General features: G+C 36.9%; 14 protein-coding genes. 4 read left to right on the top strand and 10 right to left on the bottom strand.

What is annotated here, in order from left to right; genetic code table 11:
- Nucleotides 1-167: 167 nt before the first annotated feature.
- Nucleotides 168-1,442 carry an NAD(P)/FAD-dependent oxidoreductase gene (locus GN157_RS14940; RefSeq protein ID WP_157484306.1) on the top strand — a complete coding sequence of 425 codons (1,275 nt, stop codon included), beginning with the start codon at nt 168-170 and terminating at the stop codon, nt 1,440-1,442.
- Between the two features lie 161 nt (nt 1,443-1,603).
- Here the strand turns inward: GN157_RS14940 and GN157_RS14935 are convergent, their stop codons facing one another.
- The 8 genes from GN157_RS14935 to GN157_RS14900 form a co-directional block, all read right to left on the bottom strand.
- The gene (locus GN157_RS14935) at nt 1,604-3,358 is read right to left on the bottom strand and encodes a serine hydrolase (RefSeq protein ID WP_197429472.1); all 1,755 of its coding nucleotides are present in this window, start codon (nt 3,356-3,358) and stop codon (nt 1,604-1,606) included.
- A gap of 111 nt (nt 3,359-3,469) precedes the next feature.
- Entirely contained in the window at nt 3,470-3,952 is a 483-nt protein-coding gene (locus GN157_RS14930; RefSeq protein ID WP_157484304.1) for a hypothetical protein, read from the bottom strand.
- An 18-nt stretch (nt 3,953-3,970) separates the two neighbouring features.
- On the bottom strand, nt 3,971-4,438 hold the full coding sequence (locus GN157_RS14925; RefSeq protein ID WP_157484303.1) for a hypothetical protein: 468 nt from the start codon (nt 4,436-4,438) through the stop codon (nt 3,971-3,973).
- A complete protein-coding gene (locus GN157_RS14920) occupies nt 4,438-4,812 on the bottom strand; it encodes an NTF2 fold immunity protein (protein WP_157484302.1) in 375 nt (124 codons plus the stop codon). Before GN157_RS14920 ends, GN157_RS14925 begins: the two co-directional genes overlap by 1 nt.
- Nucleotides 4,813-4,841: 29 nt before the next feature.
- On the bottom strand, nt 4,842-7,178 hold the full coding sequence (tamL, locus tag GN157_RS14915) for a translocation and assembly module lipoprotein TamL (protein ID WP_157484301.1): 2,337 nt from the start codon (nt 7,176-7,178) through the stop codon (nt 4,842-4,844).
- Nucleotides 7,171-12,258: a translocation/assembly module TamB domain-containing protein gene (locus GN157_RS14910; protein WP_157484300.1), complete on the bottom strand. Its 5,088-nt coding sequence runs from the start codon at nt 12,256-12,258 to the stop codon at nt 7,171-7,173. Before GN157_RS14910 ends, tamL begins: the two co-directional genes overlap by 8 nt.
- A 99-nt stretch (nt 12,259-12,357) precedes the next feature.
- Complete coding sequence (locus GN157_RS14905; RefSeq protein WP_157484299.1) at nt 12,358-12,924, bottom strand: pseudouridine synthase; 567 nt, start codon at nt 12,922-12,924, stop codon at nt 12,358-12,360.
- A gap of 33 nt (nt 12,925-12,957) precedes the next feature.
- On the bottom strand, nt 12,958-13,704 hold the full coding sequence (locus GN157_RS14900; protein ID WP_157484298.1) for a hypothetical protein: 747 nt from the start codon (nt 13,702-13,704) through the stop codon (nt 12,958-12,960).
- Between the two features lie 124 nt (nt 13,705-13,828).
- On the opposite strand from GN157_RS14900, the gene GN157_RS14895 reads away from it, so the two are divergent.
- From GN157_RS14895 to GN157_RS14885, 3 genes are read left to right on the top strand one after another with little or no spacing between them, the layout of a single operon-like run.
- A complete protein-coding gene (locus GN157_RS14895; protein ID WP_157484297.1) occupies nt 13,829-14,290 on the top strand; it encodes an SRPBCC domain-containing protein in 462 nt (153 codons plus the stop codon).
- A 29-nt stretch (nt 14,291-14,319) separates the two neighbouring features.
- The gene (locus GN157_RS14890) at nt 14,320-14,634 is read left to right on the top strand and encodes an ArsR/SmtB family transcription factor (RefSeq protein WP_035133752.1); all 315 of its coding nucleotides are present in this window, start codon (nt 14,320-14,322) and stop codon (nt 14,632-14,634) included.
- Between the two features lie 15 nt (nt 14,635-14,649).
- The gene (locus GN157_RS14885) at nt 14,650-15,081 is read left to right on the top strand and encodes an SRPBCC family protein (RefSeq protein WP_157484296.1); all 432 of its coding nucleotides are present in this window, start codon (nt 14,650-14,652) and stop codon (nt 15,079-15,081) included.
- A 25-nt stretch (nt 15,082-15,106) separates the two neighbouring features.
- On the opposite strand, the gene GN157_RS14880 is transcribed toward GN157_RS14885, so the two are convergent.
- Nucleotides 15,107-16,387 (bottom strand): acetyl-CoA C-acetyltransferase, encoded by a 1,281-nt coding sequence (locus GN157_RS14880; protein WP_157484295.1) that lies wholly within the window; start codon nt 16,385-16,387, stop codon nt 15,107-15,109.
- Nucleotides 16,388-16,498: 111 nt separating this feature from the next.
- Nucleotides 16,499-16,636: OmpA family protein (locus tag GN157_RS18095; RefSeq protein ID WP_197429471.1), on the bottom strand; the 138-nt coding region annotated here is incomplete at its 5' end.

Here is a 16,636-nt window from a genome sequence, read left to right as displayed (position 1 = left end):
TTTAAGTGTAAATTATAACCTACAGTTTAAAAACCAAAAGTTTTCATAAATCTTACAAATTAAGGAGGTTACGTATTGTTAATAGCTTTTTAAAGCGTAAATTTATAGAGCTTTTATGAGTATGTGAAACTTATAAAAAGCAGGTACTATCACATAAAATCGCATCTATGAGAATTGTAATTATTGGCGGAGGCTTTGCCGGTGTTAATTTGGCCGAAAAACTTGCCGGAAATGAAAACTTTAAGATAACACTGGTAGATAAAAATAACTATAATTTTTTTCCGCCTCTTATCTATCAGGTAGCTACGGCTTACTTAGAACCTTCGAGTATAAGCTACCCATTCAGGAAACTTTTCAGAAAAAAGAAAAATGTACAGTTTCGCCTTGCCGAATTTGAGTCGGTTAACCTAGCCGAGAATAAAGTAATATTAAGCAACGGCGAACTGGAATATGATAAACTTGTTTTTGCAACAGGAGCAGAGAGTAACTATTTTGGGATGGAAAACGTAAAGAAAAATGCCATCCCTATGAAAACGCTTAATGATGCCATTGAAATGCGTAATAAATTATTACAACGAATGGAAAAGGCAGCTATTTGTAAAAACAGTAAGGAACGCCGTAAATACCTAACTATTGTTGTTGCGGGTGGTGGACCAACAGGTGTGGAGGTATCGGGTATGTTTGCCGAAATGCGTAATGGTATTTTACGTAAGGAATACCCTGAGCTATCTACAACAGTGAGTAATATTTACCTTGTGGATGGCGGACCTAATTTGTTAGGGCCTATGAGTAAGGCTTCACAGCAGGATACTCTTGATGCTCTTACTAAACTTGGAGTTATTGTTAAACTGAATACCCGTGTTACCGATTATGTTGATGATGTTGTACACTTTGCTGACGGACAAACCATAACCACAAAAAACCTTATTTGGGCAGCAGGTGTATGGGCTAAGGTATTTGAAGGGCTTCCGCAGGAATGTTACGGCAGGGGCAGAAGAATGTTAGTTGACGGACATAATAAAGTACAGGGTACCGAAAATGTATATGCTTTAGGAGATACCTGTATAATGCTTAATGTTGATAAAGCTTTCCCTGACGGGCATCCGCAATTGGCACAAACAGCTATACAGCAGGGAGTGCACCTGGCAGAGAATCTTAAAAAGGAATTAAAAGGAGAAACATTAAAACCTTTTAAGTACAATGATAAAGGCTCTATGGCTATTATAGGTAAAAATAAGGCAGTGGTAGATTTACCTAAGCCTGTTATGCACTTTAAAGGCTTTATTGCATGGTTAATGTGGTTGTTTATCCACGTGATGTCGCTTATAGGCTACCGTAACAGGTTTGCTACAGCATGGAACTGGATGATTGCTTATTTCTCTCAAGATCAGTCACTACGTATGATTATACGACCTAATAAGCGTAAAGGCGCTATTAATTAGAGAGTATAATGATAATATAAATAAAGGGAATATCTCAAAAACACTAATGATTACGCATTGTCATTTTGACGATAGGAAAAATCTCTTCTAAAATAGTTTGAGATTCTTCATTTCCACTGCGTTATATTCAGAATGACATTTTTGAGATATTCCCTTTTATATTATTTGTAAGGTATATAGTTTAGCCATTGCCACGGCATGTATTTATCGGCAATACTATATTCTAAAAGCTCTTTAAAAACACTCTCGGCATTATCAGAATTACTCATAATCAATATTCCTTTTCCTGATTTAGGGAAGATAATGGAGTAGTGCTGGAATCCGCTACCGTGCCCGCCTTTAAAAACACCTATACCATAAGGAGTTTCAAGATATCCCCATCCAAGTCCGTAACTTAATTTGATATCCTCATACTTATCGGTAGTAAGTTTAGCACCTTCATTAAACTGGGTAAGAGAGTTTATTTTTACCTGTGGGCTAAACATCTCATTGGTAGATTCCTTACTGATTAATTTATTATTTAGCACAGCGGTTAAAAACTTCACATAATCACTAAAGGTAGTTTCCATAGTACTGGCTGATCTGGGTTCGTTATCCTTGTCTTTTTCGTAAAGGTTTCCGTCTTTAGCATGCCCGTAAGCAAAATCCTTTTCAAATTCAGGTTTCCATTCAAAAGCAGAATGATCCATTCCTAATGGTTTGAAAATATTTTCCTGAACCAGTTCTTCCAGGTTTTTACCTGTAATTTTTTCCAGTACTACCTGTAGGTATACAAAGCCTTCACCGCTATAAGAGTATTTTTCACCCGGAGTACCGTGTACTTTTAGTTTCATATCGGGTTCAAAAAATCTCCAGTTAATGAATCCGGTAGTATGAGCAAGGCACATGCGGGCTGTTATTTTATGATAGAGACTGTCTGTTTCTAAATTCCTGTAATCGTCATGCCATTTTGTTTGTGCATCGTATTCATAAATCTTTTTAGGCAGGTAGGACTCAAGCGGAGTATCAAGATCAATCACACCGTCTTCAACCATTTTCATAGTAAGAACAGCAAATACAGCCTTACTTAGGGATGCCCCATAAATACTTGTTGAATCGGTTAGCAGTAATTTTTCAGCTCCATTCTTATAGCCTGTTACATGTTCATATACCGGTTGATTATTATTAAATATAGCTACAGCCATCCCTGTTACATTAGCCTCTTTTGTAAGGTGGTCAATTTTGTAGCTAACAGAATCTTTTATAATAGTACTACCGTCTAAACGTTCAATAGTATTGTTGCTTTTGGTATTACAGCTACTAACAAAGGCCATAATGAGAATAACAGCCAGTATTTTTGAGGTAGCTCCTTTTTTATATTTTAAAAACGGAATAGATAGCGGGTAGTAGCATTTATCTTTTTTTAACACGTAAATGATATTGAATATCACTATTGCAATGCAAAAAGGTACGGTAAGAATGAATATAAGGAAGCCTAAACCGGTACCTATGGTCATTAAGGCAACAAATGATAATACGGCATATATTAATACCGAGATTTGGAAATTGATGACTTTTATACCGTGTTTGTCGTAAATAGGGTTGTCTTCTCTTTTATGTATCCAAAGGAAAAGAGGTATTAATACATTACATAACGGAATGAAAAGACCTAAAAGGGGAGTGGCATGTATAAGTAACAGCCATTTCTTTTTTATGGTTTCTTCCTTTGGGTCATCCAGGGGTAATAAGTCATTTACTGCAACATCCAAGGCTGCGGCAAGAAGTTTAATGGTATTAAGGTGCGGATTCACATCTGCGTTCTCTATACGTTGTATAGTACGCACGGTAACATTTGTTCTTAGGGATAGTTCTTCCTGAGATAATCCTTTGATTTTTCTCTGATACTTTAGTCTTTCGGCAATTGATTGATTCTTCATGATTTTTAGTTTTAGATTATGAAGCAAATGTATCCTATCCGCCCTGCCTTTACCCCGACATTTACATGTCATGTATCTGTCATTACCTATAAATAAAGGGATGGCTATTAATTATAGCCATTTTTTTTCATTTTCTGTTGCGTCGAGTATATCAATATCTAAAGCAAGTTTAAAGTGTTCTGCAACTTTAAAAGCATCCTCTTTACTATTCGTTTTATAGAAAGTAATGTGTTTATTTCTGTTATAAAATAAATTGAGTAGTATTATTTCAGACGACGTTGTAGCTTCTGCAGTTACCACACGTACAGTTTGATTTTCCTTAGTCCTGAATACCGAAACATATTCAAATTCAGGTATGGGTTTCCAGCTACCAACAGTTATTCCAAAAACAGACCTGATTGTTCTGTATGTTTTTGAAGTAAGGTTTATTTCAGAACCTTCTTTAGTATTAAGGCCTGCACCTAATACGATCATAATTACTCCCATAATTAGATCTCCGGTAACTAAAAGCGCAAATCCTAAAATCATTAATGCATATCCGAAAACAGTTTTAGCCACAGGGGCTTTTTTAGTGTAAGTAATAATATTATCCATTTGTGTTTATATTTTATATTATGCATTTCCGTTAACTTCAAGGTCAAATAGTTCTCCGGTATCAAGGTTGTATTTTACATTCCAGTAAAAACTCCCTCCGTCACGAACGGTTATTCGGTCTTTAAGCCATAACTTTTTTGCCATCTTATCTACATTCTTCCAAAAGCAATTGATAATTAATATGCGGTTACCGTTTTCATCAATATAACCAAAATACTGCCTAAGGTATTTGTTTAGGTTTTTATGTATTACTGGCGAGTTAGACTGGTGGGTTAACAAGTAGTTGAGGTCTTCAAGCTTAGTGCGTAATGCCAGTTCGGCTTCTGTTATATTCTCATGAGTAGGGGTAAACCTTTTTTCCGGAAGTAGTTCCTTATAGGTTTCCGGGAAAATGGCAACATCAAACTCTTTTGTTTTATAATGTTCTGCTTCCTGAGAAAAGCAAAATGTTGTGAATAGTATAAAGTAAAGTAAAAAGCTTTTCATTATTTACCGTGGGTTATTCTTAAAACTTCGCCCGTTCTTTCATCAATAATACAAAGAAAAGTACCGCCTCTAAACCCTCTTTGAAGAGTACCGTTTATTACCCAGTAATTATCAATATGGTGTATTTCGTAAGGACGTTGTTTTATAATGTTTTCTTTAGTGTATATCCCAAAAAGTATAGGCTCTGCAACACCTATTGCTGTGACAGTATCTTTAATAATTACATCCTTACCGTTCACAATATTATGACCGTTATCCTGTAAAGCTTCCTGCAATTCCTGTTTGGCATGGTCTATACCCAAGAGGATACGGTCATTGGTTTGCGCCTGACTTGTAACAAACAGAGTAAAGACAAAGAATAATTCGTATTTCATATAGTTGGTTTATATACAAATATATAAAACTAGAAAGGATAGCCAATAGCAAGATTAAATACCAGGTTGTCTTTACGCCAGGTTTTACTGCCCATTTTTACATCATCAATAACCCATTCATATCTGTTAGTATTGTAATTAAGGTTTCTAATAGGAAAGGCACCATCTAAGCGAAGCACAAGGAAGTCAAGATCCAGCCTTAATCCTAAACCGGTACCTACTGCAAGCTGATCCATAAAGCTTGAGCTGAATTCTCCACCGGGTTTATCATCCTTTTTATTCCAAAGCCATACATTACCGGCATCTACAAACACGGCTCCGTGAATAATACTGTACAGCTTGGCTCTATATTCAAGGTTTAATTCCAGTTTTATGTCACCCGACTGATCAGGAAGGAAAGTATCCTCAAGAGGTTGCGCATTACTGTCTTTAGCATAATATACCCCCGGACCTACAGATCGTGCCCTGAATGCTCTTAAACTATTTGTGCCTCCTGAGAAAAACTGACGTATAAAAGGTAATTCTGTAGAGTTACCGTAGGGGATACCTACACCTGCAATAACACGTGCGGCTAGTTTTGAGTCTCTCCCCAAACGCATATAGTACCTAAACTCGTGTTCGGTTTTGGTATATTGACTAAAAGGTACTCCCAGTATACTTATTGTGTCTCCTTTTTTAGCATTAGCACCCGTTACTAAACCGCTTAGTGTACCTGCCACTTCTACAGAGCCCTTGTAATATATAGTATGCCTTTTATATCTGCGGTTAGTATTGGTAAAAGTGTAGGAATAAGATGGTGCTATAATAAGCTGTTTATCTATTACCCTTTGAAGGGAAGGAATAGAGTCGGCTTTTTGCTGGTATTCATCTGTAACGTTATTGGGGCTAACATAGTTTACATCAAACACATTTAGCTGATGTTCTTTTGTGGCATCTTCCTTCCATAAGTAACTAAACTGCGACCTGAATGAGTTTAGAGCATACAGGTGAATCCTTTTTTGGTATTCATAATTAACCAATGCTCTTGTTTTTGGTACAAAGGCGCTAGGGGAATGTACCGGAAACGGGGTGATAAAACGCGGCCATACCAAACTGGTTTCTCCCCCTACGCGGTATATGTTATAGCCCTTGTTTTGTCCGCCCATTTGTACTTCCAGTCCGCCAAAGGCAGAAATACTTAAAAGTTCGGCTCCCTTAAAGGTATTACGGTTGCTCCAGTTAACTGTTAGTTCAGACCCATTATAGTTAGCCGAATTGGTTTTAGCCGAAAGCTCTGTTCTAATCGACTTTTTCGGCATAGGGGTAAGGTAATAATAAGCATCGAGAGTGTTGTTGAGAGAATCGTTTACTTTGAACTCATTTTTTACAAACCTGAAAGTTCCTAAACTTATCAGCCTACTAAGGGAAAGGTTATGATCGTTCCTGTTATATAAATCACCTTTATGGAAGTAAAGGGTACGATCGTATATAAGAGGTTTAAAAGTATTATGCGGATCTATTATGGTAAAATCCTTGTATTGCTGTATAGAGTCGGTAAGAATTGTTTTAGCCCTAATGGTATCCCTACTATCGTTAAGGGAATAGTTAGGGTAAATATATATGTTATTTATAGTATATTGTCTTTGGGCTTTTTCGGGTGTTTCCTTTTTTACTATAACCTTCATGTCTACCTGATGGTCGCCCACAGTACTATCGGCCCTTACCAGTATATAGTCGGGGTTAAAAAAGTAATAGCCTTTTTGTTTAAGGCGTTGGTCTATACGGTCACGTTCATCTTTAATAACATCAAGGTCATAAGGACGGCCTTTTCTAAGTCGGGTTCTGCGCTGTGTTCTTGCCACCGCGCTGTCCAGTTGTGTGGATGCCGAGTCTTTAGGGAACTCTACATTACGTATTTTATATTGCCATTTTGGTTTTACGGTATAAATCGCCTTTACTTTTTTATTTCCTGAAGAAGTAGAATCGGCAGATGTTCTTGCCTTAAAGTAACCGTTGTTTTCTACGTGGCTTTGCAGCACATCGGCGTTATAATCCATATCTACCTGCCCGAACAATACAGGCGGTTCACCCACTTTATTACGCAGCCAGTACCTAAAGCCTTTATCTTTTTTAGGTTCTCCGGCTATGTTGTATAGGTATAGTTTTATTTTAAGTCCCAAAAACGATCTGTTAGGCTTTGGTCTTGCCAACTCTTCCATTTGCGCTTCAAGGTCTTTGCGTTCACGCCTGGACATAGCGGTGTCTTCCACTTTAACCTCGGCTCCGGTATACAGCATTTCGCCATCCTGCAGGTAGCGGGTATTACTACAGCTATACAGGATAAGTAGTAGAAAAGTAAAGATGATATATTTAGATATGTTATTCATTATTTTCCTTTTTGGCGGCTCTTTTATCTCTGGCTTCACGTTTCTCACGTTCTTCCTTTGCTTTTTCTTCCTGTTTTTGTCGCTCTCTCAATTCTTTCTCCCTACGTTTTATTTCCTTTTCTTCTTCTGTTCTATGGAACAGCTCCCTGAACTTATTATAATCCATAGTGATGATAAACGCAACACCGGTTTCAACTACCTGTCCCTGTACTGCCACCTGATATTCGTCTTTCCTGTAGGCCCTAACCATATAACGTCCGTCTTTAGTAAGCTGGTAGTCTAATGAAACATCTCCGGCTATATTAGTGGTTTCCTCATTAGCCTGTTGAGGTCCTTCTAAACCGAAGCTACTACCTACAGTTACTTTAAGCCTGTCGTTTAGCAGCTCTTTAGAAACGCCAACGTTTAGATCGGTCCTGTTTTCACGTTGACCTGTAGTATAATCTTCGGTCGATTCCAAATCGAAGTTAAGCTCAAAGCCATTGATAAGGTCTCCTGCAATATTGTTAAGCTGCTGGGAAAGCAGTTTACTAACACTTTGCCTTGCAATAGCTTCGGTACTTGTGCCTGCTTCACTTGAAAACGGATTCTCATTGATAAAGTGATTCAATAGCAATAGGGCAAATACCTGCTTGTTCAAATCTGATGATTGCTGACGTAGCTGAGCCAGTTTTGTTTTTGTATTGTTGATAATGTCTGAAGATACACCATAGTTGCCATCTGGCAGTATAATATCAAACGACAGTTCCGGTTTTAGGAGTTCGCCCTGCATTTTCAATACCGTTTGGAAAGGTATTTTTTGTTTATAGGTATTCCTGATAGAGGAGGAGGCCGTAGCCAGTTCGTCGCCTAACAGGTCTATAGGGGCGGCTTCTACCTCATAAATGGCAGTAATATCTATAGTAGCCTCGGTAGGTTCACCTGTCCATAAGATGTAACTGTTTTTCTGAATGTCAAATTTTCTTTTCAGGAAGTTAAACGACATCCTGTAAGCTCCGTCATTAAATTCATAACGTCCTGTAAGGGTTGTTTTACCCGAAGGATCTATACCACCATTTAGTTTGGCATCACCTTTAAGCTCCAGGTAATCACCATTTCCTTTATCAATAATCATATTGAGCTCGGCTTCTTTGTTTACCTGTATCGCTACCGAGACATCCATACCCAATACATCACTTTGATTTACGGTCTCTTCAATTTTAAGACGTTGCTTTAAAGCGGCATTATCTTCATCTACAAATTCCACAACACCCTCCCTGTCGGCAATACCGGGGTCTGACTGTGGTAGTACTACCGTAAAATCAGTATTCTCATCTATGTTGATGTTACCGTCTATTACAGGGGTTTCTAATGTACCCTTAATGTTGAGGTGGGTATCAAAGTATAGCGTACCATAATAAAAATCGTTATCCTTTTCGGTAGAGTTCACCGCCTTAAAGTTTTCGGCATCCACTGTCATTCCGAAATTATAATCGGTATAATCAGTAGTGGTAATTTTACCGTTAAGTATCATCAGGTTTTTATCTTCATCTTCAATACTAAAGTCGTTAAATGTAATGGCATTATCATTTAGCGTAATATTATCGTTCATGGAGTTGAAGTAGGAATTAAGCTGTGTAACTCTGAAACCTACGTCATTAAAATCTAATGTTCCGTTTACAATAGGTTTTGCGGTTGTACCGGTAACCTTAAAATTACCCGACAGGTAACCGTTACCATCTTTAAGCGCCCTGAAGGTAAAAGCCTGTACGCTGGTCATGTTCAGTTTTTCCATATCCAGATTAAGGTCAAATGACTTTGAGGTAGAGGTGTAGGTTCCGTCTAGGTTTACTTTGTTGCCATTGCCTGTAATGTTTACATCGGCATTATAAACATTAGTAACTGTGTTGTCTACCTTAATTTTTATATCGCCAATGGTGTCTTTACTTATAGCAAAGTTGTCAATGCTAAGGTTTGATACAAATACCGGATTAGTGGTTATATCCCGCAATTCGGCATCACCATTAAGAGTACCGCTTAATTTAAGCTCCTCTTTTTGTATCATGTTTGTAATGGTCTCAATTTTAAAATTGTCCAGTTCAACATTTAACGGAGCATTAGGTACATCTTCCTTAGACTGTATTTTTATAGTACTGTTCTCATTGCTTATTTCACATAGGTTGGCATAAATACCATCCTTACCAAAGCGCATTACGTTTTTTGGGTTGACGTCCCATAGGTTATAGTTAAGCCTTAAACCTTCGGGGTATAGGGAAATTTCGGTGTTATCGCCTTGTGCCCTTAATTCTCCCGAAACCAAATAATGCTCTTCATCTTTGTTATCCAGTACCTGTATATGGTAGGTTAGGGTATCGTTTTTTAACCTTCCTGTAATGCTTGTATGAGGCACTATAAACTGTTCGTTTTGTACTTCATCAATCACGATGTTGTAGGTAAGACTGTCTTTTTGGGTAGAAATATCTATAGTCCCACCCGAAATAGTATTTGAACCATATACCAAGCGCGGAATAGAACCCTTAACACTCAGGCTGTCTATACCACTTCTGTAAGAGGCGGTTAATTCTACAGGCTCAATACGGGTTATTTCGGGGATTAGTTTGGTGATAATTGGGTCGTTGTCAATTCTGAGCTTTAAATCGAAGTTTTGTTCTTCACTTACTTTTTTAGGTTCGCCCGAGTTTATATCATAATACTTGGAAACAGTATTTGTTATAGCGTTTGCCAGTTCGGCAGGGTTATATTTCCCAACTATAGAGGCATCGACAATTTGCGAACTAAGCCTTATTGAATCTTTCTCAGGCGATGATACCGCAAACAGTTTAACCGAATCAAGTACAATCTCTTCCCTTGGTGTTACCACTATAAAATCATACAGGTTTACTTTACCGTTTAAGTTAGCAGGGTTGGAATCGGTTATATAAGCATCCAGGTTACCACGCATTTTTAACGGACCCGCATGCAGGTTAAGTTTATCAAGGTCTATCAGGTCGGCATTAATTTTAATGGTTCCGTTAGGATAATTACCGTCAAAATCACCATTAGCCACAACTACAAAATCAAGATTAGGATCTTTCATGGTGGCGGTAGCATCAAACTTACCATTGTTAACAGTACCTTTTACTTTGAGGTCTTTGTACAGATAACTGTTATATTCGGCAGCTATTACATTAGCATCGACTTCTGCACTGGCTGTTTGCATATTAAGTCCTTTGCCTTTAACTGTAGCTTTAAGACTCAATTTACCTATTGAATCATTTTTTAAAAGTCTTCCCAAATCAAAATCGGTAAGCTCAGCATCGGCATCATATACTTCAGCATCTTTATTTCTTCTGTCAAAAGCGGCTTTTACATTGGCTTTACCATAGGTGCTGTTAAGGTTAAAGTCGGCTTCAAAATTTTCAATTGTTCCTTTAAACTTAGCTTTTGCAGCAAGCTCTTTAGGTAGTTGTATATTACTTGGTAAAGTACCCTCCGGAAGGAAAAGAGCTATATCATTTGCTGTTGAGGTAAACTCCCTTACATCCATATCAAAATAAGTCTTTTCAATATCGGGTAGTCCTGTTATTTTTCCGCTGGCAGCAATAACAGTATTGCCTACACCTCTTATTTCGAGATTAGGGATAGATAAGTTATTTACTCTTCCATTTACTGTACTGTTAATGTACATAATCCCGTTAGGATCACTTTTAAACGGATTGGTGTCGGCTAGGGTAGGGACAAACAACAGTATATCTTTAAAACCTATGTGACTGCCTTTAATATCAGCATCCACAGCCATTTGTCCTATGTTATCACTAAGAGATTCAAGAGAAGGGTAACTCACAATTATTTTATCCTTTACTTCAGTTTGCGGAGTCTTTAGGTATAAATGAGTTAAGCTTGCACCTTTATTGGTATAGGTGAAATTAGTTGTTAGCTTTTCAAGGTTTACTCCGCTTTTATCTTTGACTGTAAACGACTGTATATTTCCTGAAATACTATCGGTAGCATAGGAAAGCTTTTTAGCTTCCAGATTAAAATTAGTAATATCAAGGTGTTTGTAATCAATCCCTTTTGCTACGGGAGCCGAATTGTTGTCATCAAAACGGAAGTTTACATCTTTTATAGCTGTTTCATTAAGCCTGAATTTCCAGTCGTTTGATGAGGTTATTTCGTTTTCTGTAGCGGTCTTTTGTATTGTTTTACCTAAAACCAATTCACCTCTTAAACCGTTTATCTCAAGGTTATCTAAGTCAATATTCTGTTTGTTTAAGTCAATATCATTTACCTTTGTGATGAGGTTATTTAGGGTAAGTTTTGTATCAAGTTTGCTATCATTGTTTAGGTAGCCAACATCTATATTGGCTATGTTTATAGCCTTTAATTTAAGCTTTAAGTTAGGGGATTCAGTAGTTTTATTAATAGTGTTTTGAGTGTCATTTAAAACTTTTTCTAAACTACTTTGAGTTAGGGTTAATTTGAGTCCGTCAAGATTAATTTCAGGAACATCAAAATCCATTTCATCCAAATCAAATTTTCTGAATTCGGTATCAAAATGAGTCAGGTTGGTACTAATGTCATTCTTAGAAATATCGTCTTTAAAAGTTACCCTAATCCTGTCCAGCTTAATATCTTTAACCGATATTTTCATTGGAGCAGCCGTAGTGTCTTTTGGTTCATCTGTTGCAAAAGCATTAATGATGTAATCAAAATTGAAAACAGAATCTTTATCCCTGCTAACATTGGCAACAATACCCTGTAGGTTTACCGAGTTGATCTCGAGTTCATTTTTAAGTAGTTTGAACAAGCTTACATCAACCGCCAGTTTTTCACCTGCTAATAGCGTATCGCCTTGCTGGTCTTCAAAATAAACACCTTCCAGTATTACTTTTTTAGGAAGACCTATTTCTATTTTGTTTACATCTACATCGGTACCTATTTTCTTTTCAAGATAAGTAACGGCTTTGTCTTTAATTATATTCTGGAAGTAGGGTATTTGTATAAGCAGGACAATGAGAAGAAATAGCCCTATCAAAGAGCCTATTATCCAAAGTATAATTTTTATACCCTTACGTAAGTATTTTTTGTGCTGTTCCTTCATTTTATCACCCTAAAAGTAGGATAATTTGAACAGTATAATTTTAAAGTTTTGCTAAAATACTTACAAAAATGGCGGTTTGTAAGGTTTTGTGTTCAATTCTTATACTTCTATAGAATCTATTTCTATTGCCTGACCCGGTTGCAGTTCTCCAAGCACTATTTTACCAACGCGAACCCTTACCAGTCGTAAGGTAGGAAAACCAACTGCCGATGTCATTTTTCTTACCTGCCTGAACTTGCCCTCAGTAACCGTTATACTAACCCACGATGTTGGTCCGTGGCGTTCGTCTCTTATTTTTTTACCACGTTCGGGCAAATTTGGAACTTCATTTAAACGAAAAGCTTTACAGGGCAGGGTAGTGTATTTTTTTCCTTTAAAGCCAATCTCTACTCCGTTTTCTAACTGTTTTACAGCTTCATCGGTTATCAGTCCGTCAACCTGAGCATAGTATTCCTTTTCTACTTTTTTACTTCTAACCACTTCGCTCATCCAGCCATCTGTAGTGAGTATAAGTAAGCCTTCAGAGTCTTCATCAAGTCGACCTATAGCCATAGTGCCCTCCGGGAAATCATGTAATTCTCCTAACAGTTTTTTATTTCGTTTAAGGTTATAAATAAACTGACTTAAGTATCCAAATGGCTTATAAAGTAAAAAGTGATGGTGCATGAAATATAAATGTATTACGTTGGTTGAATAAAGTTATTTACTTAGATAAGTCCATAACGAGTCCATTTTTGTTAGTTCACGATAAAGACCTTTTTCATGATTTGAACCATATATAACTGCAATCTTTTTATGAGGAGAGTCTGTTATGTATTTAGCTAGTTTTATATCTCTAAAATCCAGTACAATGTATTTCTTATTATTTTCAGGTACAGTAATACATTGATATACTGTATTAGGTGATGTATTATAATCACATTCGTTTAGTACTATTGTCCCGAATTTGTTCTCATATTCGTCAATTAATAAATCCAGTGAAACATCTGAATGTTCACTATTAGTTTTACTGATTCCTAATTTTGAATATTTTGGCTGATTAATTAGTCCTTTATTGTTTTTAAAAGGATAGCCCATGTATGTACTATTAATAGTATCAACATAAATATTTACATTGCCTCCTACTATTTTTCTAAGTTTAAGTTCAAGAGTATCTATTCGCTGGATAGAAAGTTTGGTGCTGTCTGTCTTTATTCCTTCTATGAAGAATACAAAACCTTTTGAAGCCAAAGAATCTACTTTAAATTGAATATTATTATAAAAGTTTTTAGTCCCTACGTGTCTAATGGGAAAATATACTATTGTTTTATCATTATTTGTCAAAGTTGAAAAATTTACATCTTCTTCATAAAAACCTGCTGATTTTATTTTCTTGTCTATAGAGTTTGATTTGCAGGAAATTAATGAAAAGTAGACAAGGAGTGCTAAGAAGGATTTAATTTTCATTCTCTAATTTTTACTCGAAAATATAATTATCTGTCAATATTTGAAAATTTTTTATTATGTAACCAAATGGTTTCTTATATTTGTAACCGAAAGGTTACTTATTTTTAATTCAAAAACAAGTTATATGAAATCAACTCAATTAGAAATTCAGTGCTCAATGCAAATTTTAAAGCCGGTAAACGAGGTGTTTGAGGCTATAGTGAACCCTGAACAGATGATTAATTATTTTATATCGAAGAGTTCAGGAAGGATGGAGGAAGGAAAAAACCGTACCTGGAATTTTCCAGAAATTGAAATGGATGTACCTGTAAAAGTAGCTAAGATTATTAATGACAAATATATTTCTTATTACTGGGAGAATGGTGAAAGTACCCAGCTTGTAGAGATGAACTTAAAGCCTTATAAAGATGGATTTACGGTAGTAACTGTAACCGAAAAAAGTATGGAAAATACTGAGACCGGTATAAAATGGCTTAAGGAAAATACCGAAGGATGGGCTAATTTCCTAGCCTGTCTTAAAGCGTGGTTGGAATATGGTATTCATTTGCGTAAAGGCGCTTTTGATTATCGATTTGAGAAAAAATAATTATTGAATAAAAAGAGAATACAATATAGATGAGAAGAGATGTTTTTCAGGCTATTGCCGATCCTACCAGAAGGGAAATTATTAACCTCTTAGCCCAAAATGAGCTGAACCTTAATGCTGTTGCCGATAATTTTGAAATTAGCCGTCCTGCTGTATCTAAGCATATTAAGATACTTACCGAATGCGGACTGATAGTCATTAAGCAACAGGGTAGGGAGCGTTATTGCCGTGCCGAACTTAAAAAACTTAAGGAAGTGGCCGAGTGGACTAACCTGTACAGGGAGTTTTGGAATGAAAAACTGGATGCTTTAGGTAGCTTCCTTGAAGATGAACAAACTAAATAAAATAAATTATTAATTATGGAAACAACAACTAAACCATTGGTAATGGAGCGTACATACAACGCTACTGCCGAAAGAGTATGGAGTGCAATTACCAATGTTGAGAAAATGAGACAATGGTACTTTAACCTCGAAGCTTTTGAAGCCAGGGTTGGCTTTAAATTTCAGTTTTCTGCTTCATGTGATGACAAAGAGGTTTATGTACACCTTTGTGAGGTTACAGAAGTGGAGGAAGGTAAAAAGATTACCTATAGCTGGAAGTATGAAGGCAGAGAAGGTATGTCATACGTGACATGGGAACTCTTGCCTGAAGGGGATAAGACAAAACTGATATTAACCCATAGAGGACTGGAAACATTTCCTGCTCACGAGAATTTTACAAGAGATTCTTTCAACGGCGGATGGACTCACTTTTTGGGTACTTTACAGGATTACGTGGAAAACAATTAATAAAGAAACCGGCTTTATGCCGGTTTTATTTTTCCAGTATAACGGTCATTCCCTGTCCGCCCGCAGCACACACAGATATGAATCCTTTACCTGATCCTTTTTCATGTAATAGTTTTGCCATAGTTGCCAGTATACGGCCTCCGGTTGCTGCAAATGGATGTCCTGCTGCAAGGCTGCTTCCGTTTACATTGAGTTTACTTCGATCTATGGATCCCAAATTTTCATCAAGTCCAAACTCTTTTGTAAACTCCGGGCTTTCCCAAATTTTTAAGGTAGCCAGTACCTGTGCAGCAAAAGCCTCATGTATTTCATAAAAATCAAAGCCTTGCAGCTTCATTCCTGCTTTCTGTAGCATTCTTGGTGCTGCATATATAGAGGAGAGTAGTAGGTTTTGTTTGTTTTCTACATACTCAATAGCTGCCATTTCAGCATGTGTTATATAAGCCAATACAGGTAAGTTATGTTGTTTTGCCCATTCTTCACTTGCCAATAGAATACAGGAAGCGCCATCAGTTAGGGGAGAAGAGTTCCCTGCAGTAAGACTACCGTTTTCTTTATCAAAAGCCGGACGAAGTTTAGCCAGTTTTTCCATAGAAGTATCTCTTCGCAGGTTATTGTCTATAGTGAGTCCCTCATAAGGAGTTATCATATCGTCAAAAAATCCCCTGTCAGCAGCCGTAGCCATTTTTTGATGACTGGATAATGAAAAGGCATCCTGTTCTTCACGCGATATTTTATAGTACTTAGCAGTATATTCAGTATGTCCGCCCATTGAAAGACCTGTACCGGGTTCTATGTTCATTGGAGCGATAGGAGTGAAGTCCTTAAGTTTTATGCCAAAGAGTTTTTTTATTCTGTCGAAAGAAGATTTACTTCGCCTTACAGATAAAAGAATATTCCTGATATGTTCATTTAGTACTAATGGTACATTGCTGGTAGAATCAACGCCGCCTGCTATACCACATTCCAGTTGACCCAAAGCTATTTTGTTTGCTATATACACAGCTGATTCTATACCTGTGTTACAGGCCTGTTCAATATCGCATGCAGGGGTTTTGGGATCAAGAGAAGTAGATAGTACACATTGTCGCATTAGGTTGATTTCCCAACTGTGTTTAATAACTGCTCCTCCAGCCACTTCGCCAAGCAACTTACCGGATAGACTATATTTTTCTATAAGCCCGTTTAAGGTTGTTACCATCATATCTTTGTTTCCCACGTTTACATAAGCTGTGTTTTGCCTTGCAAATGGAATCCTGTTATAGCCTACAATGGCTACTTTTCTGGCTTGATTACCTGTAAGCATAATAGTTTGATTTAGTTGTACTAATTTACGAATTATACTCCATAGGGATAATAAAAAAAGCGGCCAATAAATGACCGCTTTAAACATTATAGGTGGTTTGTTAAGTCCTTATTATTTTTTTACGATAATAAACTCCGATCGTCTGTTTTGAGCATGTTGCTCTTCAGTACAGTTTTCTTTACAGTCCACTTTAGGCTCGCTCTCACCATATCCCTGTCCGGAGATACGCTCTTTAGCAATACCTTTTGA

The organism is Flavobacterium rakeshii (genome assembly GCF_009741375.1).
Classification (GTDB): domain Bacteria; phylum Bacteroidota; class Bacteroidia; order Flavobacteriales; family Flavobacteriaceae; genus Flavobacterium; species Flavobacterium rakeshii.
This window is presented reverse-complemented; position numbering and strand designations above follow the sequence as displayed.

Excerpts from the sequence above, each read along its gene's own strand:
- GN157_RS14940 (WP_157484306.1), top strand. The coding sequence starts at position 168 with ATGAGAATTGTAATTATTGGCGGAGGCTTTGCCGGTGTTAATTTGGCC.
- GN157_RS14890 (WP_035133752.1), top strand. The coding sequence starts at position 14,320 with ATGAGAAGAGATGTTTTTCAGGCTATTGCCGATCCTACCAGAAGGGAA.
- GN157_RS14905 (WP_157484299.1), bottom strand. The coding sequence starts at position 12,924 with ATGCACCATCACTTTTTACTTTATAAGCCATTTGGATACTTAAGTCAG.
- tamL (WP_157484301.1), bottom strand. The coding sequence starts at position 7,178 with ATGAATAACATATCTAAATATATCATCTTTACTTTTCTACTACTTATC.
- GN157_RS14935 (WP_197429472.1), bottom strand. The coding sequence starts at position 3,358 with ATGAAGAATCAATCAATTGCCGAAAGACTAAAGTATCAGAGAAAAATC.
- GN157_RS14895 (WP_157484297.1), top strand. The coding sequence starts at position 13,829 with ATGAAATCAACTCAATTAGAAATTCAGTGCTCAATGCAAATTTTAAAG.
- GN157_RS14900 (WP_157484298.1), bottom strand. The coding sequence starts at position 13,704 with ATGAAAATTAAATCCTTCTTAGCACTCCTTGTCTACTTTTCATTAATT.
- GN157_RS14920 (WP_157484302.1), bottom strand. The coding sequence starts at position 4,812 with ATGAAATACGAATTATTCTTTGTCTTTACTCTGTTTGTTACAAGTCAG.
- GN157_RS14930 (WP_157484304.1), bottom strand. The coding sequence starts at position 3,952 with ATGGATAATATTATTACTTACACTAAAAAAGCCCCTGTGGCTAAAACT.
- GN157_RS14910 (WP_157484300.1), bottom strand. The coding sequence starts at position 12,258 with ATGAAGGAACAGCACAAAAAATACTTACGTAAGGGTATAAAAATTATA.
- GN157_RS14885 (WP_157484296.1), top strand. The coding sequence starts at position 14,650 with ATGGAAACAACAACTAAACCATTGGTAATGGAGCGTACATACAACGCT.
- GN157_RS14880 (WP_157484295.1), bottom strand. The coding sequence starts at position 16,387 with ATGCTTACAGGTAATCAAGCCAGAAAAGTAGCCATTGTAGGCTATAAC.
- GN157_RS14925 (WP_157484303.1), bottom strand. The coding sequence starts at position 4,438 with ATGAAAAGCTTTTTACTTTACTTTATACTATTCACAACATTTTGCTTT.